The sequence below is a fragment of the Kitasatospora sp. NPDC088861 genome (genome assembly GCF_044750105.1).
Lineage (GTDB): Bacteria > Actinomycetota > Actinomycetes > Streptomycetales > Streptomycetaceae > Kitasatospora.
Map to the genome: position 1 here is coordinate 13,357 of NZ_JBIVJF010000039.1, position 19,336 is coordinate 32,692.

Here is a 19,336-nt window from a genome sequence, read left to right on the forward strand (position 1 = left end):
CGGGTCAGCTCCCCGATCCGTGCTGGTGCGGGTACCGGCCCGTGCCGTTGGGGTCGTTCGGGTCGTTGGGGTCGTAGTAGGGCTCGGCCTGCGGCTGCCCCGGCACCCACGGCTGCTGGTGCTCCGTCTGCTGGTAGGGCTGCTGCTCGTAGCCGTACTGCTGCTCCTGCGGGTACGGCTGCTGCTCGTAGCCCTGCTGCGGGTACGCCTGCGGCTGGTAGCCCTCGTAGCCCTGGCCGTCGTACCCCTGGCCGCCGTACGGCGCGGCCACCGGCTGCTGGGCCGCGTACTGGTCGTAGCTGTACGGGTCGGCCTGCTGGTACGTCTGGTACGGGTCGGTGTACGGCTCGGTCTCCTGGACGGCCGCGGCCGCCTGGACCGCTTCGGCCACCGGCTCGCCGGCGGGCTGCGCCGGGATCGCGCCCGGCGGGCCCTCGTACACCCCGCCGTCCTCGCCGCCCTCGCCGCGCTCGGCCATCCGGCGGGCCCGGCGGCTGCCGGGGGCGGGCGCCTGCGCCTGGGCCGCGGCGGCCAGCGCGGCGGCGGCCACCACCTCCTCGGGCAGGTCGTCGTCCTTGTGGCTGCGGCGTCCGGGCAGGGCCAGCACGAGGATGGTCAGGCCGAGCAGCACCTGGGCCCAGATCCAGCCGGTGTGCGCGAAGCCGTCCTCCCGGGTGACGGACAGCTTGCCGCCGCCGGCCGGGAGCTTGAAGCCCTGCGCCCAGCCGTCGACCGTGACGGACTCCAGCGCGGTGCCGCCCACGGTGGCCTTCCACTCGGGGGCGGCGGACTCGGCGAGCCGCAGCACCCGGCCGTCCGGGCCGGCCGGGACGGTGGCGGTGAGGTCGCGGGCCCCGGCCGGGACGACCACCGGGGCGGCGCCCGGGGCGGTGATCACCGCGCGGACGGCGGGGGCGCCGGTGACCTGCCAGAGCGCGGAGTCGCCGTCCTGGTTGGCCTTGACCAGGCCGGGGGTGGTGTCCAGGACGTCCTTGTAGGTGGCGATCACCGACTTCTGGACCAGCACGTAGGCGATGCCGTAGCCGGAGAGCGCACCGGCCTGGTCGGCGCCGGAACCGGCCAGCAGGCTGCCGACCATCTTGTTCAGGCCGTCCTGGGTGCCGGTCGCCGGGTCGACGGTGGACTCGGCCTGGCCGAGCGTCAGGCCCGCGCCGCGGACCACGGTGTAGCGGACCGCGCCGCCGCCCGGGTCGCCGGTGACGACCAGGGTGCGGGACCGGTCGGTGGTGCCGGCCTCCTCCGCGATGAACGCGGGCACCTGGCCGGCCTGGGCCCGGTGCAGCGGCTTGCCGGCGCCGGTGAGCGCCCACCACAGGCCGGTGCCCAGCGGGGCCAGCACCGCGGCGGCCACCACCAGCGCGGCCACCGGCTGGCGCCAGCCGAAGGCGATCCCGGCCACGCGGGCGTTGGCGCCGTCGGCGCCGATCGCGGCGGCCGCCAGCAGGGCGATCCCGGCGATCAGCGAGGCCGGGCCGGCCCAGGCGGGCACCGCCGGGCCGCCGGAGGCCGGGGTGACGGAGGTGCCCGCCACCGCGACCGCGAAGACCAGGCCCGCACCGGCCGCGCCCCAGGCGGCCAGCACCGCGCGGCGGCGGTCGGCGCGCAGCAGTGCGGCGAGCGCGGCGAGCACCACGCCGGCCGACAGCCAGACCGGCGGCACCCCGGCGCCGCCGGGGTTGACCAGCAGCAGGCCGGCCGCGCTCGCACCGGTGCCGTGCAGGCCGGGCAGGCCGGCCTCCAGCAGCAGCCACTGCGGGTGCGTCAGCACCGTCAGCGACCACGGCGCCAGCACCAGGACGGGCAGCGCGAGGATCACCAGGACGCGCAGGCCGAGCAGGCGCAGCGCGGCGCCGCCCGAGCCGAAGGCGCCGCCGCGGACCACCGCGACGACCAGCGTCGCCAGGCACAGCGGCAGCGCGAGCGCCCAGGTCAACGGCACGAAGGAGGTGGCCAGGGTGAGCAGCAGGACGGTCATCCAGACCGGCCGCCACCCCGGGCGGGCGCCCTTAGCGGCGCTCTCGTCGCGGATGCCGAGACCGGCCGCGATCGCGGCGGCGCGGGCCAGCGGCGGCAGCAGCACGGCGAGGACGGCGGTGCCGATCCGGCCCTGGGCGAGCGCGCCGGTCGCGGCGGGCAGCAGCGCGTAGGCGGCGCTGGCCCAGGCCCGGACCAGCTTGGAGTCCAGCAGCGGCCGGGACACCAGGTAGGCGCTGACCGCCGACAGCGGCACGGTGAGCACGACCAGCAGGGTGAGCGCGAGGTCGGCGTGGTCGAACAGCACCCAGGACAGCACCGCGAGCACGCCGAGGTACGGCGGCGCGGCGGCGGTGGAGCCGGTGCCGATCGGATGCCAGGCGTCCGCGTACATCGACCAGAGGCCGCCGGCGCCGTCGGTGGCCGGCAGCAGGGCGCCGCCGAACAGCTCGCCGCTGCCGAACAGGCCTCGGCAGGCGATCAGGGCGAACACCAGCAGGGCCGCGAACAGCACCGGCGCCGGACGCCGGGCCAGCTTCTTGATCAGCGTGAACTGCTCGACGACCAGGTCCTCGTCGTCCTCGCCGCCCGGCCCGGCCTCGACCGAGCCGTGCCGGCCGGTGTCGTCCTCTCCCCCTATGCCGAGGGAGCCGATCACGCCCTCGACGGCGAGCCGGGCGGTGGCGCCGGGCGGCGGGAAGAGCGTGCGGTCGTCCAGGGCGTCGGCGGCCCGGGTGCGGGCGCGCTGCTTGCGCGCGGCCAGCAGCCGGGGGAAGCGGACGAGTTCGTGGCCGAGGCCGGTGAGCTCGTCGAAGGCCTGGCGCGGGTCCTTGCCGAGCAGGTTGGTGGCGGCCCGCAGCAGGGTGCCGAGCACCAGCCGCAGCAGGACGTAGGGGAAGAGCGCGCCCTTGCAGTTGGCGAGCAGGGTGTAGACGGCGCCGGCCTTGTCCACCCGGTGCGGGTGGGCGGGGCCGCAGTCGATGGCGCGGCGCTCGCGGCTGGCCGCCTCGGCGTGCCGCAGCACGGCGTCGGGGGCGATCACCACGCGGTGGCCGGCGGCGTTGACCCGCCAGCAGAAGTCGGCGTCGTCGCGCATCAGCGGCAGCGCCTTGTCGAAGCCGCCGAGTTCCTCGAAGACGTCGCGGCGCACCAGCATGCCGGCGCTGGAGACGGCGAGCACCGGGCGGACCTGGTCGTGCTGGCCCTGGTCCTGCTCGCGGCGGTCGAGGCCGGTCCAGCGGCGGCCGGAGCGGGCGATGGTGACGCCGACCTCCAGCAGCTGGCGGCGGTCGTACCAGCTGCGCAGCTTGGGGCCGACCACGGCGGCGCTGGGGGTGGAGTCGGCGACCTGGAGCAGCCGGCGCAGCGCGTCGGTCTGCGGCTCGCAGTCGTCGTGCAGCAGCCAGAGCCATTCGACGGGCTGGGTCTCGCGCGGGCCGCCGCGGCCGAGGTCGTCCTCCTGGGCGAGCGGGTCGCCGAAGTCGTCCCAGCCGCCGGTGACCGGGTCGTAGCCGGAGGGGTCGAGCCGGTACGGCAGGTCCTCCGGGCGCAGCGGCGGGCTGCCGAAGACGGCTTCGGCGACGGCGGTGCCGAAGCCGGCCCGGCGGCCGAGGAGCAGCGGGCCGCTCTCGGGCAGCCAGTCCGCGAGGGTGTCCGCCAGCAGTTGCGGAGAGTTGTCGGTGGAACCGGTGTCGACCGCGAGCACCCGCTGGACCTGGCGGTCCTGGCCGAGCAGGCCGGCGAGGGCCTGCGGCAGCCAGCGGGCCCCGTCGTGCGAGACGATCACCGCGGTGACCAGGTGGCGCGGGTAGGCGGGCGGCCTGGCAGCGGTGAAGCCGCTCTGGTGGCTGTAGACGGTCATCGAGTGCGCGGGCCTCAGTTCTCGGTGGACACAGCCGGTGAACGGCAACCGGATGGCGCACCACACTAACGGCTCCGGATGGCGGCTTCGTCCGCGGTGCCGGTGCGGGACCGGTGAAGAGCCGGCAGGGAACACGAAAGCGCCCCACCGCCGCGGTGAGGCGCCCGTACTGCCGTGTGGTTGTCGAAGGGTCAGCGGGGGTCGGCGGCCGCCCCGGTCAGACCGCGCTCTTCTTGAGCCGGCGGCGCTCGCGCTCGGAGAGGCCGCCCCAGATGCCGAACCGCTCGTCATTGGCGAGGGCGTACTCCAGGCATTCCGAACGGACCTCGCAGGCGAGGCAGACCTTCTTGGCCTCGCGCGTGGAGCCGCCCTTCTCGGGGAAGAAGGACTCGGGGTCGGTCTGGGCGCACAACGCGCGCTCCTGCCAACCGAGTTCCTCTTCCTCCTCCGTGATGCCGTCACCGATCAACAGCTCAAAGAGCTCGCTCATGTGGCGCGCCTCCTCTGCCCCTACTTGGCGTCCCCGTGGTTGCCGTTGCCTCGTGCGGCCGACGACACGAGTGAAATTACAGTTGCGTCACTCTGGCTCAGTCAAGCCGAGCTCTGGTATTGGGGCGAGGATTCACTCCCCGGCACCAAGCCGTTACGAATAGTGTACATATTCGGACACATTGGACCTTCGATCCGAAAGCCCCGAACGGCGTCGAACCAGCCACAACCATTCGGCGAGTGACGCTCGGTCACCATCACAGGCCGGTCATCGCCCTGCCTTCCCGGCGATCTTCCCATCGAAACATAGAGCGTGATTTATCACCCCATCCGGGCAACTTCTTGGCGTAACCCCCTCGAATGCCGCATCCCTGTGTTTGACACCGGCCCCACGGATGCGGTCTCCTTTCCCCTATGTCAGAGTTCGCCAGCCCCCGGAGCGGTTCCACGCTCCGCCGTGCCGTGAGCTCTTGTTGTCGCCTCTGTTCCTGCTGTATCTAGGCGCCCGCGTCCCACCGCGCGCCGCCCCCAGGAAGCACAGAGGCCGCCCGCGATTCCCGTCCCAGGACATCCCGGATCCGGCTGATCCCCGACGAACAGCCGCCACTCCGAGGACGACTCCCGTGCGTATGACCCGTATCCGCAAGCGGAACCGCGACCGCAGCAAAATCGCCCGCCGAAGCCCCGCGCCCACCGCCCCCACCACGCCCGCCCGGGGCTGGACCGACGGTCTCAGCGACGTCTCCATCGCCGGCGACCCGCTCGCCTTCCCGCACCTGGCCCGCACCGACCTGCCCCGCCACCCCACCACCGTGGCCGGCCACGCCCGGCTGATCCGCGAGATCGCCGCCGACCGCGCCCGCTGGGAACCCCTGGTCCGCTACGACGCGCTCACCCGCTGGTACGCCCGGCTGGAGACCGGCCCCGGCTACGAGGTCTGGCTGCTCAGCTGGCTGCCCGGCCAGAGCAGCGGCTTCCACGACCACGGCGAGTCCTCCGGCGTGATGACCGTCGTCCAGGGCGAGCTGATCGAACGCTCGCTCACCCGCGCCGGCGAGGGAGCCCGCACCCTGCGCCCCGGCGGGCAGCGGGTCTTCTCCTCCGGCTACCTCCACGAGGTGGTCAACGGCACGCTCGAACCCGCCGTCTCCATCCACCTCTACACCCCGGGCCTCACCGAGATGAACCAGTACGGCGGCACCGCCGTCCCCGAGCAGCACCCGCAGGCCCAGGCCGAGGCGCACTGAGCACCCGCCCACGTCGGCCCGGCCGTCGCACCCGCCGACGGCCGGGCCGGCGACCGGGCTGACGGGCAGTCGGACCGTGGCAGGATGAACCCATGCGCATCGTGGCACTGGCAGGCGGAATCGGCGGAGCGCGCTTCCTGCGCGGACTCCTCGCGGCGGTCGGACCGCAGGACGAGATCACCGTCATCGGCAACACCGGCGACGACATCCACCTCTACGGCCTCAAGGTCTGTCCCGACCTCGACACCGTGATGTACACCCTCGGCGGCGGCATCCACGAGGAGCAGGGCTGGGGCCGTACCGACGAGACCTGGTCGATCAAGGCCGAGATGAAGGAGTACGGCGTCGGCCCCGAGTGGTTCGGGCTCGGCGACCGCGACTTCGCCACCCACCTCGTCCGCAGCCAGATGCTCACCGCCGGCTACAGCCTCAGCCAGGTCACCGAGGCGTTGTGCGTGCGCTGGAAGCCCGGCGTACGGCTGCTGCCGATGAGCGACGACCGGGTCGAGACCCACGTGCGGATCACCGACGAGCAGGGCACCCGGGCGATCCACTTCCAGGAGTACTGGGTCAGGCTGCACGCCACCGTCGACGCCGAGGCGATCATCCCGGTCGGCGCCGACACCGCGAAGCCCGCGCCCGGCGTCCTGGAGGCCCTCGCCGCCGCCGACGTCATCCTCTTCCCGCCGTCCAACCCGGTCGTCTCCATCGGCACCATCCTCGCCGTCCCCGGCATCCGGGAGGCCGTCGCCGCCGCCCCCGCCCCCGTCGTCGGGCTCTCCCCGATCATCGGCGGCGCCCCGGTGCGCGGCATGGCCGACAAGGTGCTCGCCGCCGTCGGCGTCGAGGCCACCGCGGAGGCGGTCGCGCTGAACTACGGCGCCGCACTCATCGACGGCTGGCTCGTCGACACCGCCGACCAGGCCTCGGTCGCCGCCGTCGAAGCCGCCGGGATCGCCTGCCGGGCCGTCCCGCTGCTGATGACCGACGTCGAGGCCACCGCCGAGATGGCCCGGGCCGCCCTCGCCCTCGCCGAGCAGGTGCGCAAGTGAGCGGGCGCGGGCGCAGCGGGGCGGGCGCATGAGCCTGCGGATCCTGCCGGTCGAGGGGCTGCCGGAGATCGACGCCGGGACCGACCTCGCCGCGCTGCTCGCCAAGGCCGGCGAGTACCAGGACGGCGACATCCTGATCGTCACCTCGAAGATCGTCAGCAAGGCCGAGGGCCGGCTGCTGCACGCCACCGACCGCGAGGCCGCGATCGAGGCCGAGACCGTCCGGGTGGTCGCCCGGCGCGGCCACGCCCGGATCGTCGAGAACCGCAACGGCTTCGTCATGGCCGCCGCCGGCGTCGACGCCTCCAACACCGCCCCCGGCACCGTCCTGCTGCTGCCCGAGGACCCGGACGCCTCCGCCCGCGCCCTGCGCGGGCGGCTCCAGCAGCTCACCGGCCGCCGGCTCGCCGTCGTCGTCACCGACACCTTCGGCCGGCCCTGGCGCAACGGGCTCACCGACGTCGCCATCGGCGCCGCCGGGCTGTCCGTGCTGGAGGACCACCGCGGGCGCACCGACAGCCACGGCAACGAGCTGGCGCTCACCGTCACCGCCACCGCCGACGAACTCGCCGCCGCAGCCGACCTGGTGAAGGGCAAGACCAGCGGCGTGCCGGTCGCCGTCGTCCGCGGGCTCGGCCACCTCGTCACCGCCGAGGACGGCGACGGCACCCGGCCGCTGGTCCGCCCCGCCGCCGACGACATGTTCCGGCTCGGCACCTCCGAGGCGCTGCGCCGGGCCGTCACCCTGCGGCGCACCGTCCGCTCCTTCACCGACGCCCCGGTCGACCCCGGCGCCGTGCGCCGCGCCGTCGCCGCCGCCGTCACCGCGCCCGCCCCGCACCACACCACGCCGTGGCGGTTCGTCCTGCTGGAGACGGCGCGGGCCCGCACCCGGCTGCTCGACGCGATGCTCGCCGCCTGGCAGCGCGACCTGCGCGAACTCGACTGCTGGGACGACGCCCGGATCGCCCGCCGCACCGCCCGCGGCGACGTCCTGCGCGACGCGCCCTACCTGGTGGTGCCCTGCCTCGTCATGGACGGCTCGCACCACTACCCCGACCAGCGGCGCGCCGCCGCCGAACGGGAGATGTTCACCGTCGCCGCCGGCGCCGCCGTGCAGAACCTCCTGGTCGCCCTCACCGGCGAGGGCTACGGCTCCGCCTGGGTGTCGTCCACCATGTTCTGCCGCGACACCGTCCGCGCGGCCCTCGACCTCCCGGGCGGCTGGGACCCGATGGGCGCCATCGCCGTCGGCCGCCCCGCCGAACCCCCGCGCGAACGCCCGGAACGCGACGCCGACGCCTTCATCGAGGTGCGGTAGCGGTTCAGAGACCGCGATGGATCTCGCGGCGATTTCCAACGGCCACCACGAGGATCACCAACACGCCGTCGTGGATCTCGTAGGCCACGCGGTGGACGCCGACGCGGAGACGGTAGAGGCCGACGTGACCCGCCAGCATCTTGGCATCCGGGCCATCGACGTACGGGTCCTCGCCGAGAACGGTGAGTGCGGTGAGGATCCGCATCGCGTCGACCTGGCTGATGTCACGCAGCTGGCGCCTGGCATGCGCGGTGAAGCGGAACGCGTACTTCACGCAGCGCTCCCGGACGGGTCCCTGGGCGAGTCGAACAGGTCGGCCAGGAGCTCGGCCATGGTCACGGTGGGATCGTTCCGGTGCTGCTCGGCCTCACGGGCGAGCAGTTCGTCGGCGGCATCCTCGATGGCGTCGAGGATCTCGATCGGCACGACCGCTCCGACCCGCTCGCCCTTCCGAGTGATCACGGTGATCTTGCCGGCCTCGGCCTGGTTGACCACCTCGGCGATGTTCGCACGCAGTTCCCGGATGCTCAGTGCGTCAGTCACGCGTCGAGCGTACACATCGGCGTGTACACCGCACGGCGCTTCCGGCTCATCGCCGCCGGTGGTCGTTGGGGGTGAGGCGGGGGCCGTAGCGGGGGGCGTGGGGGGTGGTGGCCAGCAGGAGGCGGCAGAGGCGGTGGCGGTGCGGGCGGTAGGGCTCCAGCAGGGCGAGCATCTGGGCGTCGTCGCTGCGGGGGCGGCCGGCCAGGGCCCAGCCGACCAGGTTGGGCAGGTGGAAGTCGCCGACCGAGACCGCGTCCGGATCGCCGTTGCTGCGTTGCAGGGTCTCGGCGGCCGTCCAGGGGCCGATCCCCGGGACGGCGGTGAGCCGGGCGAAGGCCTCGGCGTGGTCCATCGCGGCGGCCTCCTCCAGCCGGGGCGCCAGCCGGACGGCGCGCATGACCGTCGCCGAGCGCTTCGGGTCCACCCCCGCGCGGTGCCACTCCCAGCTCGGCACCAGCGCCCACTCCCGGGCCGACGGCGCCACCCGCATGCCCTCGGCCGGGCCCGGCGCCGCGGTGCCGAAGTCCCGTAGCAGGGTGCGCCAGGCGCGGTAGGCCTCGTCGGTGGTCACCTTCTGTTCCAGGATCGCCGGGACGAGGGACTCCAGGACCAGCCCGGTGCGGGTGAGGCGGACCGCGGCGGTGCGGCGCTGGGCGTCCCGCAGCGGGCCGGGCGGCAGCACCAGGGCCTCCGGGTCGTCCTGCGCGCCCAGCAGCACCGGCAGCCGCTCCAACAGCCACGGCGCACCCGGGCCCCAGGCGGTCGCCTCCACCTCGCCGGCGGCCGGGCGCGCCAGCACCCGCAGCGTGCCGATCCCGGCCGGGGTCCGGGACGCCCGCCAGAGCGCGCCGTCGCCGGTGGTGCGGTACGCCGGGTCGGCGGGGCCCCGGCGCAGCGGCAGCAGCGTCCGGGCGACGTCCAGCGGGAAACCCGGCCGCCAGCGCCGTACCGACTCGCCCGTCACCGCCGCGCACCTCCTCCGCTGTCCGGCTCCACCGCCTTCGTCGACCATGGGGATATGAACGATACGCGGCTGCCGGAGCTGTCCTCCGGGGACGAGAGCGCGGTGCGGGCGCTGTACCACCGGGCGCTGGACGGGTGGAACCAGCGGGACGGTTCGGCCTTCGCCGGGCCGTTCGCCGAGGACGGGGAGGTGATCGGCTTCGACGGCACCCGGCACTGCGGGCGGTCGGTGATCGCCGCCGAACTGGGGCGGCTCTTCGCGGACCACGCGACGCCGGAGTACGTGGCCAGGGTGCGCCGGGTCCGCGCGCTGGGGCCCGGGGTGGCGCAGCTGGACGCCGTCGCGGGGCTGGTGCCGGACGCCGCGGAGGACCTGGACCCGGCGCTCAACGCGGTGCAGACGGTGATCGCGGTGAACGCCGGGGCGGGCTGGCGGATCGGACTGCTGCAGAACACGCCGGCGCGCTACGACCTCCGGCCGGACCTGGCGGCGGCGTTGACGGCGGAGCTGCGGGGGCTGGTCGGGCGGGGGCCCGGGCCGGCGTAGGGCGGTGCGGTGCGGCGCGTCAGGGGGCCTGGAGGTGGGCCGCGGCCGTGCGGAGGGCGGGGAGCCGGGCGTAGAGGGCGTTGCCGGGGCATTCGGTGTTGAAGGCGTCGCGGTGGCCGGAGACGGCGTCGAAGTCGACGACGGTGCCCTTGGGGTAGCGGCTGGCGTCGGAGGCGGAGGTGAGCTTGGTGCGGCCGTCGGCGGGGTGGCCGGCGAGGCCGAGCTTCCAGCCTGCGATGGCGGCCAGGCCGTCCAGGAGGGGCTGGGGCGGGGCGTCGCCGACGTAGGTGCCGATGGCGGCGACGCCGGCCGAGTCGGTGTTGAAGCCGAGGGTGTGGGCGCCGTGGACGGGCAGGTCGACGCCGCCGGCCCGGCCCTCGTAGACGGTGCCGCAACGGTCGACCAGGAAGTTGTAGCCGATGTCCCGCCAGCCGCTGCTCTGAACGTGGTACTGGTAGATCGACCTGATCACCCGGGGGGCGTCGGAGCAGGCGTAGTCGGTGGCGGTGGCGGTGTGGTGGATGAACACCTCGTGGACCGGGCCGGTGTACTCGAAGGTCCGGTCGCGCAGGGACTCGTCCGCGCCCCAGCCGGCCCGGGCGACGATGGCGGGGCGCGGGGCCTGGCGGCCGTCGGCGGGGCGGCGGGGCAGGACCCGGGCGGCGGGCGAGGGCGCGCCCTGACCGGGGTCGACCAGGTCGAGCCGCAGGCCGGGCGGGGGCCCGGCGGGGCCGGGACGCACCTCGACGGCGACGCCGTCGCTGCGGCCCGTCCACAGGGGCGCGGTGGCGCCGCGCGGGGCGCGGTCGGGGCCGTCCTCGGTGTCGGCCTCCAGGTCGTGCCAGTCGCCCCAGCGGCCGGTGGCCGCGTCCCGGGTGCGGACCCGGACGGCGCCGCCGGCCAGCGCGTCCGCCGGGCCGTCCCAGCCGACGCCGAGGAGTTCGAACGGCCGGGTGGTGCGCGGGGCCAGGGCGGGGCCGGGGCCGAGCGGCAGCGAGGTGACCGACCCGCCGCCGGCGGAGCCGCGGCGCCGGGCGCCGTCGGGGTCGGCCGGGCCGGCGGTGGCGGCGGGCTGGAGGAGCAGGGCGACGGTGCAGCCGGCGAGCACGGCGGCCGGGAGGGAAAGGCGCATAAACCGGATGGTGGCGGCAAATCGGGCCGCTCGCCACGTCGCCTCGCGCCCGGTCCGCCACCCCTCCCGACGGCCCACTCGAAGGCCGTAGGCTGGGGCGCACCATGACTGCGCATTTCGCTGCCGATGCCCGCACCCCCGTCGAACTGCTGCACGCATATCTGCGAGGCGGCACGCCCACGGTCGATCCCGCGGCCCCGCTGGTCACCTTCTACGACGACGCCACCGGCGAACGGGTGGAGCTGTCCGCCCGGACCTTCGACAACTGGGTGGCCAAGACGGCCAACCTCCTCCAGGACGAGTTGAACGCCGGCCCGGGCGACCGGGCCGTACTGCTGCTCCCCGCCCACTGGCAGAGCGCCGTCTGGCTGCTGGCCTGCTGGTCGGTCGGGGTGACGGCGGTGCCCGGCGGCGACCCGGCCGACGCCGACCTGGTGGTCAGCGGTCCGGACGGACTGGCGGCCGCCCAGGCCTGCGAGGGCGAGCGGGTGGCCCTGGCCCTGCGCCCGCTCGGCGGACGCTTCCCGCAGCGCCCCGACGGCTTCCTCGACTACGCCGCCGAGGTGCCCGGCCAGGGCGACCGCTTCGCGCCGTACTCGCCCGTCGCCCCGGACGGCCACGCGCTGGAGACCGCCGTGGACGGACTGCCGCTGAAGCTGACCGGCGAGCAGACCGTCGCGCTGGCCCGGGAGGGGGCCGCCCGGCTCGGGCTCAAGCCCGGCGACCGGGTGCTGTCCACCCTCTCGTTCGACGACTGGACCGGTCTGGAGGCCGGTCTGCTGGCGCCGCTGGCGGCCGGCGCCTCGGTGGTGCTGTGCCGCAACTCGCAGGGGCTCGAACCCGAGCAGTGGGAGAAGCGGACCGAATCCGAACGGGTGACACTGCGCCTCGGGTAACCCCCGGGTCGGACCGGGCGGGTAGGGATCCCTGCCATGGCCGAGGACGACACCGCGCACCTCCCGACCGACCCGCCCCCGACGGATGCGCACCCTTCCGAACCCGAACGCCCGCGTCGGCGCCGGCGGTGGCTGATGATCACCGCCGGCGTCGTCGCGTTCCTGCTGGTCGCCACCGGGGCACTGCTCTGGATCGCCTACCGCAAGCTGGACGGCAACATCCGCACCGACTCGGCCACCGACCGGTTGCTCGCCCGACTGGAGGCCGAGCGGCCGAGCCGGACCGCCGGGGCCAAGGGCTCCGAGAACATCCTGCTGATCGGCAGCGACGACCGCTCCGGCACCAACTCCTCGTACGGCGGCGAGCCGGGCACCCAGCGCTCGGACACCACGATCCTGCTGCACCTGGCCGCCGACCGGAAGCACGCGACGGCGGTCTCCCTCCCGCGCGACGTCATGGTCACCGTCCCCGTCTGCGAGAAGCCGGACGGCACCCGCAGCAAGGCCGGGCTGATGCAGTTCAACTGGGCGTTCGAGATGGGCGGCGCGGCCTGCTCGATCCGCACCGTCGAGCAGCTCAGCGGCATCCGGATCGACCACTACGTGATCCTCGACTTCAACGGCTTCAAGACGATGGTGAACGCGATCGGCGGGGTCGAGGTGTGCGTCCCGCAGGCGATCCACGACAAGGACGCCAGACTCGACCTGCCCGCCGGGCGGCAGACCCTGCACGGCGAGCAGGCACTCGGCTACGTCCGGGCCCGGGAGAGCCTGGGCGACGGCAGCGACACCCAGCGGATGGGCCGTCAGCAGCAGTTCCTGGCCGCGCTGATCCGCAAGGTGCAGTCGCAGGGCGTGCTGCTGAACCCGGCGCGGCTGTGGCCGGTGCTGGACGCGGCCACCTCCTCGGTCAAGGCGGACGGGGGGCTGTCCTCGCTCGGGGCGCTGTACGACCTCACCCAGGACCTGCGGGACATCCCCTCGGCGGACGTGGTGCTCCTGACCGCGCCGCGCCGCCCGTACCGGTACGACTCGGACCGGGACGAGTTCGTGCAGCCGCAGACCACCCAGCTGTTCACCGCGCTGCGGGACGACCGGTCGGTCGCCGTCCGGCCGCCCGGTTCGGCGCCGTCGCCGAGCGCCGTCGCCGGGGCCGGTGTCGGGGCCGGGGCCGGGGCGGGCGTCGGGGCCGGGGCGGGCGTCGGGGCCGGGGCGGGTGCGAGCCCGAGCCCGGTGGCGACGGGTGCAGGTGCGGGCGCGGGGTCGGACGGGGCGGCCGGGGCCGTGGGGGCTGCGGGGGCACCGGCGAAGGCGTCACCTTCGGCGGACGCCTCGCCCACCTTCGAGGGACGCACGGCCGACGTGGACGCCTGCGCGCAGCACTGACCGCGGCTGCGCCGCAGGTCGGCACGGGTTTTCCGGAAATCCCGCACACCCAGGGAACTTTACCCGGCCATTACCTGAACATGGCGCAGATCACACCGGCGCGATTCCGCCGTTCGGCTCGTCTAGTGTGTCCGGATCGGCCCGCCGAACGGGCGAGCCGGAGCCGTGACCGGTCGGAGGTAGGGAACCCCCGTGCAGCAGGACAAACCGGAGGTCGATCCCGCCGACCAGTGGACGCGCGACCCGGAAACCGGCCAGTACCGCCTCGACCCGGCCGCCGGAATCCCCGGGCAGCGCCGCCGGACGGCCGAACGGAGAGCCGCCGAGGAGACGCCGGCCACCGAGTCCGGGACCGGGACCGCCGGCACCCCCGGGCCGGGCCGCCGCGACTCCCGGCGCCGGGCGGCCGCCGCCGCCAAGCGGACCCGGCGCCGCCGGGCGCTCAAGTGGACCGCCGGGGCCGGCGCCCTGGTGATGGTCGCGGGCTGCGGCGGGGCGTACTACCTGTACCAGCACTTCAACAGCAACCTGACCTCCGTCAAGGTCCAGCTGGGCAACGAGGAGGAGCGGCCCAAGGCCGCCGGGGACGCGCTCAACATCCTGGTGCTGGGCACCGACAGCCGGCAGGGCCTCGGCCGCGACTACGGCGACGAGGGCAGCGCCGGGCACGCCGACACCACGCTGCTGTTCCACATCTCCAAGGACCGCTCCAACGCGACCGCGATCAGCATCCCGCGCGACCTGATGGTGCCGATCCCGGAGTGCCAGAGCAGCAACGGCAAGAAGATCCCCGGCTCCGCGCGGGACATGTTCAACAACAGCCTCGGCCAGGAGGGGCGCGACCCGGGCTGCACCTGGAAGACCGTCGAGAAGATGACCGGGATCCGGGTCGACCACTTCGTGCAGGTCAACTTCGAGGCGGTGAAGACGCTGTCCAGCGCCGTCGGCGGGGTCGAGGTCTGCGCGGCCAAGGACATCAACGACACGGACTCGCACCTGAAGATGAGCAAGGGCCGGCACGTGGTCCAGGGCGACGAGGCGCTGGCCTTCGTCCGCACCCGGCACGCCGTCGGCTTCGGGGGCGACCTCACCCGCATCCCGCTCCAGCAGCAGTTCATCAGCTCGATGATCCGCAAGATCAAGAGCGACGACACCCTGACCAGCCCGAGCAAGCTCTACAAGCTCGCCGACGCCGCCACCAAGGCGCTCACCGTGGACTCCGGGATCGGCAGCGTCGACAAGCTCAAGGACCTCGCGCTGGACCTCAGCAAGGTCGACACCAAGAACATCACCTTCGCCACCGTGCCGGTCCTGGACGACCCCAAGGACAAGGACCGGCTGGTGCTCAAGCAGCCGGACGCCGGGCAGCTGTTCTCGATGGTCGCGGGCGACCGCTCGCTGACCGAGACCGCCGCGCCCGCCGACGCCGCCACGGCCGCACCGGAGACCGCGGCGGCCCCGACCGCCGCCGCCCCGACGGTGGACCCCAAGGACGTCCGGGTGACGGTGCGCAACGGCAGCGGGACGCGCGGGCAGTCGGGGCCCACCGTGGACAAGCTCCGCAGCAAGGGCTTCGCCAAGGCCACGACCGCCCCCGACGCGCCCGTCACCGCGACCACCGCGGTGTCCTTCCCGGCCGGGCAGGACGCCGCGGCCGCCGCCCTGGCCGCCGCGCTCGGCCTGCCGGGCGACGCCGTCCGGCCGGACCCGAAGGCGGATCCGAAGGGCCCGCTGGTGCTGGTGCTGGGCAAGGACGTCCTCGCCGCTCCGGCGGCGGCCCCGACCGAGGCACCGAAGGACCTCCAGCGGGTGCAGGCGGACGACACCGACGCGTGCGCCAAGTAGGACGTGTGCGCCGAGTGGTCAGGCCCTACGCCGGCGCGAGGGTTCCGTCCGTCTCCCGGTAGTGCTCGCCGGTGCGGGGGCAGTGCCAGCGGCCGTCGCCGGCGGGCTCCAGCGGCTCGCCGGCGCGGCCGACCCAGCCGATCCGGCGGGCCGGGACGCCGGCGGCCAGAGCGAAGTCCGGGACGTCCCGGTGGACCACCGCGCCGGCCGCGACCAGCGCCCAGCGGCCGACCGTCACCCCGGCGACCAGGACCGCCCGGCCGCCGATCGAACAGCCCTGACGGAGCGTCACCCCTTCGGCGCGCCAGTCCTGTTGACGCTTGGGCCGACCGTCCGGGGTCACCGCGCGGGGGTGGCGGTCGTTGGTGAGGACGGCCGCGGGGCCGATGAACACCCCGTCCTCGACCAGCGCGGGCTCGTACACCAGCGCGTGGTTCTGCAGTTTGACCCGGTCCCCGATCCGGACGCCTGGGCCGACGTAGGCGCCGCGGCCGATCACGCACTCGGCGCCGATCACCGCGTCCTCGCGGACCTGGGCGAGGTGCCAGACCGTCGTCCCCGCGCCGATGACGGCCCGTTCGTCGACGTCCGCGCTCGGCTCGATCCGGGCCGCGCCGGGCCCGCCCTCAACTGTCGCCATGCGCACCGACGATAGCGGTGCGGGCTCGACTCTCAGGGTTCGTCCGACAATTCGCGCGCCCGGCGGAAATTGTCGGACAAACCCTGCCGGGTCGGCGTCAGCTCGCCCTGGAGAGCACGTCCTTGGCGGCCGGTCCGACGCTGCCTATCACCCGGCGGGCCAGTGAGCGGGGCGAGGTGAGGAAGCCGAAGCCCCAGCTGAGGTGCATGGTGGCGAGCGCCACCGGCAGCATCGCCCTGGCCTTGAAGGACAGGCCGCGGCCGCCGACCAGCCCGCCGCCGAGGATGCCCAGCAGGTAGGCGCCGGGCACCGCGAGGAGGGCCGGGTGGACGGCGACGCCCAGCACCAGCCCGAGGGTGACGGCCAGCAGGGCGGTCGGCGGGGCCAGGTAGCGGAGGTTGACCGAGCCGCGGTGGTAGCGGGTGACCACCCGGCGCCAACGGCCGTAGTCCTTGTACTGCTTGGCCAGCGCCTTCACCGACGGCCGGGGCCGGTAGGTCACCTTGAGCTGCGGGGTGAACCAGACCAGCCCGCCGTCCTGGCGGATCCGGTAGTTGAGCTCCCAGTCCTGGGCGCGGATGAACTCCTCGTTGTAGCCGCCGAGCTTCTCCAGCACCTCGCGCCGGAACACCCCGAGGTAGACGGTGTCCGCCGGGCCGGCCAGGCCGCCGGTGTGGAAGGCGGCGTTGCCGACACCGATCTTGGAGGTCATCGCGGCGGCGACCGCGTTCTCCCACTCGGTCTCGCCCTCGGCGTGCATGATGCCGCCGACGTTGGCGGCGTCCATCTCGTCGAGCAGCCGGACCGCGGTGGTGATGTAGCCGGGGGTGAGCAGGCCGTGGCCGTCCACGCGCACCACTATCGGATGGCGCGAGCCACGGATCGCGGCGTTCAGCCCCGCGGGGGTGCGACCGGTGGGATTCGGCACGGTCCGTACCCGCGGGTCCTCCGCCACCAGTTCGGCCGCGATCTCCGCGGTCCGGTCGGTGGACGGACCGAGGGCGATCACCACCTCCATCGGCCCGGGGTACTCCTGGTCCAGGATGCGCCGGACCGCCGTCCGCAGGTGTCGTTCCTCGTTGAGCACCGGCATGATCACGGAGACAGCCGGCAGCTCCTCAGCAGCCTTGGTGTTCATCGGGGCCAACCGTACCGGTGCGGACACGTCTCCGTCTTGTCCCGGTCCGGGCCGCTGCACGCAGCCCGCGACGCCCGGTTGAGCTCCTTGATCACGCCCACCGTACTCCGCTCCCCGTACGGGCCCGCAGCCGGGTCGGAACGGGCGGTTTCCGGAGGACGGGACGGAGCCCGGGAGGGCGCCCCCGGCGGGGTTCGGCGGTGGCCGCGCGGGTTCGGTGCAGGTTCGGTGCAGGTTCGGCGCAGGTTCAGAGCAGGTGGTGAACGATGGTGAAGAGCGCGTAGCCGGCCAGCGACAACCGGTTCAGCAGGTGCTGCGGGCCGCCCAGCCGATCCGGCAGCGACCGGTGCGGGCGCAGGTCCGGCCGGTGGGCGGCGGTCGCGACGGCCCGGGCCAGCTCCACCGGGTCGTAGCGGTCCCCGAAGTGTCCGGCCAGCCAGGCGGCCGGGCGGCTGCCGACGGTGACCTCCTCGCCCGAGCGCAGCTGGACGGTGAGCAGGTTGCGGTGGACCGCGGCCGCGTTGATCTCCTGCCACCGGAAGGTCCGGGTGCGCAGCGCGGTGGCCATCCGCAGGCCGTCCCGGTCGACGACCATCTGCCAGGAGAGGGTGCGGCCGCAGGCGAGGATCGCCACCGTGCCGGTCAGGAGCGGGTGCACCAGCCCGCCCCACCAGCCGCTCCTGCCGAGCAGCGCGACGAGGCCCGCGAGCAGCAGTGCGGGCACCGGACCGGCCACCGCCCGCAGCGGCAGCGGCATCTCCCAGCGCCGGGCGGGCACCGGTTCGGCGTCCGGCCCGGCCGCGGGGGCGGCGGCCACCGTCCCCGCTGTCAGGGCGGCGACGGCCAGTTCCCGCTCCCGGTAGCCCTCGGTGCGCCGGCCCGGCCGTGGGGCCCGGGCGGCGGGGGCGACCACGGCCGCCACCCAGCGCGGGTCGTGGTCCAGCAGTCCGGGGCGGACCAGGAGCTGCTGCTCCGGCCCGTCGGGCCCCCGGTACAGCACGGCCGGCACGCTCCGGCCGGCACGGGCGAGCCAGGCGGCGGCCTGCTCCGGGGTCAGCCGGTCGAAGACGTCCCCGAGCTCCTCCTCTTCCTCGTCGTAGGAGACCTCGAGATCGAGGTGGTCTGCGTCGTCGTCCTCGGTCTCCAGGTGTTCGGGCACCCAGGCCGGCCCCTCGCCGCCCGGGGCGCCGTAGCGGGCCCAGCGGTAGCGGTCGCCCTCGACCAGCCGCCAGAGCGCGGGGCCGTCCGGCGGGCCGTCCAGCGGCTGCACCAGCAGGTCGCCCCGGGCGTCGGCGCGGACCCGGACGGCGAGGGCGGGCGCGGAGCCCGCGAAGGAGGGCCGGGAGCGGCGGGCGTTCGCGGTGGCGGCCGAGCCGAGCAGCAGCAGGCCGGGCAGGGCGAGCAGGCCGCCGGCGGTCAGCGCGCCGGTGAGGTCGTAGTCGTCGCCGGCGGCGCGGACGGCGGCGCCGTCCACCAGCAGCGGGACGGCCTCGCCGGGCTGCGGCGGCCGGGCCCACCAGACGTCCAGCCGGGCGGTGCGTTCCGGGCCGCCGCCGGGCGGGTGGAAGCGGACGGTCAGGACGCCGTCCTGGTCGGTGTCGCCCGCGGTGCCGGTGACCTGGTCGGCCCGTTCGGCGCTCGCCTGCTGCCGGGCCTGTCCCCACAACCCGTACAGCGGGAACGCCAGGGCGGCGGCGAGCAGCAGGCCGCCGAGCGCGCGGCGCAGCACCGGCGGGCCGTCGGGGTGGACGGGTGAGGGCGCTCCGGCGGCGGTCCAGGGGAAGGGGACGGGCGGGGCCATCAGTTCGTCGAGCTGCTGGCGGGCGCGGCGGCGGCCGAGCTCGGCGCTGATCAGCGCGGCGGAGAGCAGCAGGTGGACCAGGACGGCCGTCCAGCGGCCGAGCGGGGTGACCAGGCCGTGCGGGGCGTACCAGAGCACCGCGAGGACGGCCGGCGGGACCAGCGCCCGGCCGCGGAACCGGCCGGCCAGCAGGACCACTTCGGCGAGCACCGACCAGGCGGCCAGCGAGGAGCCCCAGGTGTCCCGGCAGACGCCCTGGACGTTGCAGTCACCGGGGGTCGGCTCCACCGCGGTGGCCAGGACGACGAAGGCGGCCGGCAGCAGCGCCGACCAGCGGCTGTCCAGGCGCCAGGCGGTGCGGGCGGCGCGCCAGCGGGTGGCAGCGGCGGCGGTGAGGGGCGCGGCGCTGGGCAGCGGCGGGGCGTCCGGGGTATCCGGGGCGAACATCGGACGATCATCTCAGTCGGCCGGGGGCGGCCC

The 19,336-nt window shown here is 75.0% G+C and carries 16 protein-coding genes; 7 read left to right on the forward strand and 9 right to left on the reverse strand.

Annotated elements, in window-relative coordinates; all coding sequences use genetic code 11:
* Window positions 1-4: 4 nt before the first annotated feature.
* Together ACIP37_RS34920 and ACIP37_RS34925 are read right to left on the reverse strand one after the other, a co-directional pair.
* The gene (locus ACIP37_RS34920) at window positions 5-3,856 is read right to left on the reverse strand and encodes a glycosyltransferase family 2 protein (protein WP_363633080.1); all 3,852 of its coding nucleotides are present in this window, start codon (window positions 3,854-3,856) and stop codon (window positions 5-7) included.
* 217 nt (window positions 3,857-4,073) lie between these two features.
* Window positions 4,074-4,346, reverse strand: a complete 273-nt coding sequence (locus ACIP37_RS34925; RefSeq protein ID WP_045702141.1) for a WhiB family transcriptional regulator — start codon at window positions 4,344-4,346, stop codon at window positions 4,074-4,076.
* 628 nt (window positions 4,347-4,974) lie between these two features.
* On the opposite strand from ACIP37_RS34925, the gene ACIP37_RS34930 reads away from it, so the two are divergent.
* From ACIP37_RS34930 to ACIP37_RS34940, 3 genes are all read left to right on the forward strand, one after another.
* Complete coding sequence (locus ACIP37_RS34930; RefSeq protein WP_400812270.1) at window positions 4,975-5,592, forward strand: cysteine dioxygenase; 618 nt, start codon at window positions 4,975-4,977, stop codon at window positions 5,590-5,592.
* Window positions 5,593-5,684: 92 nt separating this feature from the next.
* On the forward strand, window positions 5,685-6,644 hold the full coding sequence (gene cofD, locus ACIP37_RS34935) for a 2-phospho-L-lactate transferase (protein ID WP_400812262.1): 960 nt from the start codon (window positions 5,685-5,687) through the stop codon (window positions 6,642-6,644).
* 28 nt (window positions 6,645-6,672) lie between these two features.
* On the forward strand, window positions 6,673-7,965 hold the full coding sequence (locus ACIP37_RS34940; protein WP_400812260.1) for a coenzyme F420-0:L-glutamate ligase: 1,293 nt from the start codon (window positions 6,673-6,675) through the stop codon (window positions 7,963-7,965).
* A 4-nt stretch (window positions 7,966-7,969) separates the two neighbouring features.
* Here the strand turns inward: ACIP37_RS34940 and ACIP37_RS34945 are convergent, their stop codons facing one another.
* The 3 genes from ACIP37_RS34945 to ACIP37_RS34955 are packed head-to-tail and all read right to left on the reverse strand — an operon-like array spanning window position 7,970 to window position 9,520.
* On the reverse strand, window positions 7,970-8,239 hold the full coding sequence (locus ACIP37_RS34945; protein ID WP_363633083.1) for a type II toxin-antitoxin system RelE/ParE family toxin: 270 nt from the start codon (window positions 8,237-8,239) through the stop codon (window positions 7,970-7,972).
* Entirely contained in the window at window positions 8,236-8,508 is a 273-nt protein-coding gene (locus ACIP37_RS34950) for a type II toxin-antitoxin system Phd/YefM family antitoxin (RefSeq protein WP_400812258.1), read from the reverse strand. The genes ACIP37_RS34945 and ACIP37_RS34950 overlap by 4 nt, the downstream gene beginning before the upstream one ends.
* Before the next feature lie 46 nt (window positions 8,509-8,554).
* Entirely contained in the window at window positions 8,555-9,520 is a 966-nt protein-coding gene (locus tag ACIP37_RS34955) for a DNA-3-methyladenine glycosylase (protein WP_063349127.1), read from the reverse strand.
* Between the two features lie 6 nt (window positions 9,521-9,526).
* Here ACIP37_RS34955 and ACIP37_RS34960 point away from each other — a divergent pair, with 6 nt between their 5' ends.
* Window positions 9,527-10,018, forward strand: a complete 492-nt coding sequence (locus ACIP37_RS34960; protein ID WP_363587604.1) for an SgcJ/EcaC family oxidoreductase — start codon at window positions 9,527-9,529, stop codon at window positions 10,016-10,018.
* 19 nt (window positions 10,019-10,037) lie between these two features.
* Here the strand turns inward: ACIP37_RS34960 and ACIP37_RS34965 are convergent, their stop codons facing one another.
* On the reverse strand, window positions 10,038-11,150 hold the full coding sequence (locus ACIP37_RS34965; protein WP_363587606.1) for an N-acetylmuramoyl-L-alanine amidase: 1,113 nt from the start codon (window positions 11,148-11,150) through the stop codon (window positions 10,038-10,040).
* 104 nt (window positions 11,151-11,254) lie between these two features.
* Between ACIP37_RS34965 and ACIP37_RS34970 the strand changes: the two genes are divergently transcribed.
* From ACIP37_RS34970 to ACIP37_RS34980, 3 genes are all read left to right on the forward strand, one after another.
* Window positions 11,255-12,046 (forward strand): TIGR03089 family protein, encoded by a 792-nt coding sequence (locus tag ACIP37_RS34970; protein ID WP_363587608.1) that lies wholly within the window; start codon window positions 11,255-11,257, stop codon window positions 12,044-12,046.
* A 36-nt stretch (window positions 12,047-12,082) separates the two neighbouring features.
* The gene (locus ACIP37_RS34975) at window positions 12,083-13,432 is read left to right on the forward strand and encodes an LCP family protein (RefSeq protein ID WP_400812255.1); all 1,350 of its coding nucleotides are present in this window, start codon (window positions 12,083-12,085) and stop codon (window positions 13,430-13,432) included.
* 192 nt (window positions 13,433-13,624) lie between these two features.
* Window positions 13,625-15,277: an LCP family protein gene (locus ACIP37_RS34980; RefSeq protein WP_400812253.1), complete on the forward strand. Its 1,653-nt coding sequence runs from the start codon at window positions 13,625-13,627 to the stop codon at window positions 15,275-15,277.
* A gap of 25 nt (window positions 15,278-15,302) precedes the next feature.
* Here the strand turns inward: ACIP37_RS34980 and ACIP37_RS34985 are convergent, their stop codons facing one another.
* The 3 genes from ACIP37_RS34985 to ACIP37_RS34995 all read right to left on the reverse strand — a co-directional run bounded on the left by ACIP37_RS34985 (window position 15,303) and on the right by ACIP37_RS34995 (window position 19,303).
* Window positions 15,303-15,917, reverse strand: a complete 615-nt coding sequence (locus tag ACIP37_RS34985) for an acyltransferase (RefSeq protein WP_363587614.1) — start codon at window positions 15,915-15,917, stop codon at window positions 15,303-15,305.
* 97 nt (window positions 15,918-16,014) lie between these two features.
* Window positions 16,015-17,055, reverse strand: coding sequence for a glycosyltransferase family 2 protein (locus ACIP37_RS34990; RefSeq protein WP_063349120.1), 1,041 nt, complete (start codon window positions 17,053-17,055; stop codon window positions 16,015-16,017).
* Window positions 17,056-17,302: 247 nt separating this feature from the next.
* Window positions 17,303-19,303 carry a hypothetical protein gene (locus tag ACIP37_RS34995; protein WP_400812250.1) on the reverse strand — a complete coding sequence of 667 codons (2,001 nt, stop codon included), beginning with the start codon at window positions 19,301-19,303 and terminating at the stop codon, window positions 17,303-17,305.
* Window positions 19,304-19,336: the final 33 nt, after the last annotated feature.

Bases quoted from the DNA above. Each gene is read 5' to 3' on its own strand.
- ACIP37_RS34920 (WP_363633080.1), bottom strand. From the start codon at position 3,856: ATGACCGTCTACAGCCACCAGAGCGGCTTCACCGCTGCCAGGCCGCCC.
- ACIP37_RS34925 (WP_045702141.1), bottom strand. From the start codon at position 4,346: ATGAGCGAGCTCTTTGAGCTGTTGATCGGTGACGGCATCACGGAGGAG.
- ACIP37_RS34930 (WP_400812270.1), top strand. From the start codon at position 4,975: ATGACCCGTATCCGCAAGCGGAACCGCGACCGCAGCAAAATCGCCCGC.
- cofD (WP_400812262.1), top strand. From the start codon at position 5,685: ATGCGCATCGTGGCACTGGCAGGCGGAATCGGCGGAGCGCGCTTCCTG.
- ACIP37_RS34940 (WP_400812260.1), top strand. From the start codon at position 6,673: ATGAGCCTGCGGATCCTGCCGGTCGAGGGGCTGCCGGAGATCGACGCC.
- ACIP37_RS34955 (WP_063349127.1), bottom strand. From the start codon at position 9,520: ATGGTCGACGAAGGCGGTGGAGCCGGACAGCGGAGGAGGTGCGCGGCG.
- ACIP37_RS34960 (WP_363587604.1), top strand. From the start codon at position 9,527: ATGAACGATACGCGGCTGCCGGAGCTGTCCTCCGGGGACGAGAGCGCG.
- ACIP37_RS34965 (WP_363587606.1), bottom strand. From the start codon at position 11,150: ATGCGCCTTTCCCTCCCGGCCGCCGTGCTCGCCGGCTGCACCGTCGCC.
- ACIP37_RS34970 (WP_363587608.1), top strand. From the start codon at position 11,255: ATGACTGCGCATTTCGCTGCCGATGCCCGCACCCCCGTCGAACTGCTG.
- ACIP37_RS34975 (WP_400812255.1), top strand. From the start codon at position 12,083: ATGGCCGAGGACGACACCGCGCACCTCCCGACCGACCCGCCCCCGACG.
- ACIP37_RS34985 (WP_363587614.1), bottom strand. From the start codon at position 15,917: ATGGCGACAGTTGAGGGCGGGCCCGGCGCGGCCCGGATCGAGCCGAGC.
- ACIP37_RS34990 (WP_063349120.1), bottom strand. From the start codon at position 17,055: ATGAACACCAAGGCTGCTGAGGAGCTGCCGGCTGTCTCCGTGATCATG.
- ACIP37_RS34995 (WP_400812250.1), bottom strand. From the start codon at position 19,303: ATGTTCGCCCCGGATACCCCGGACGCCCCGCCGCTGCCCAGCGCCGCG.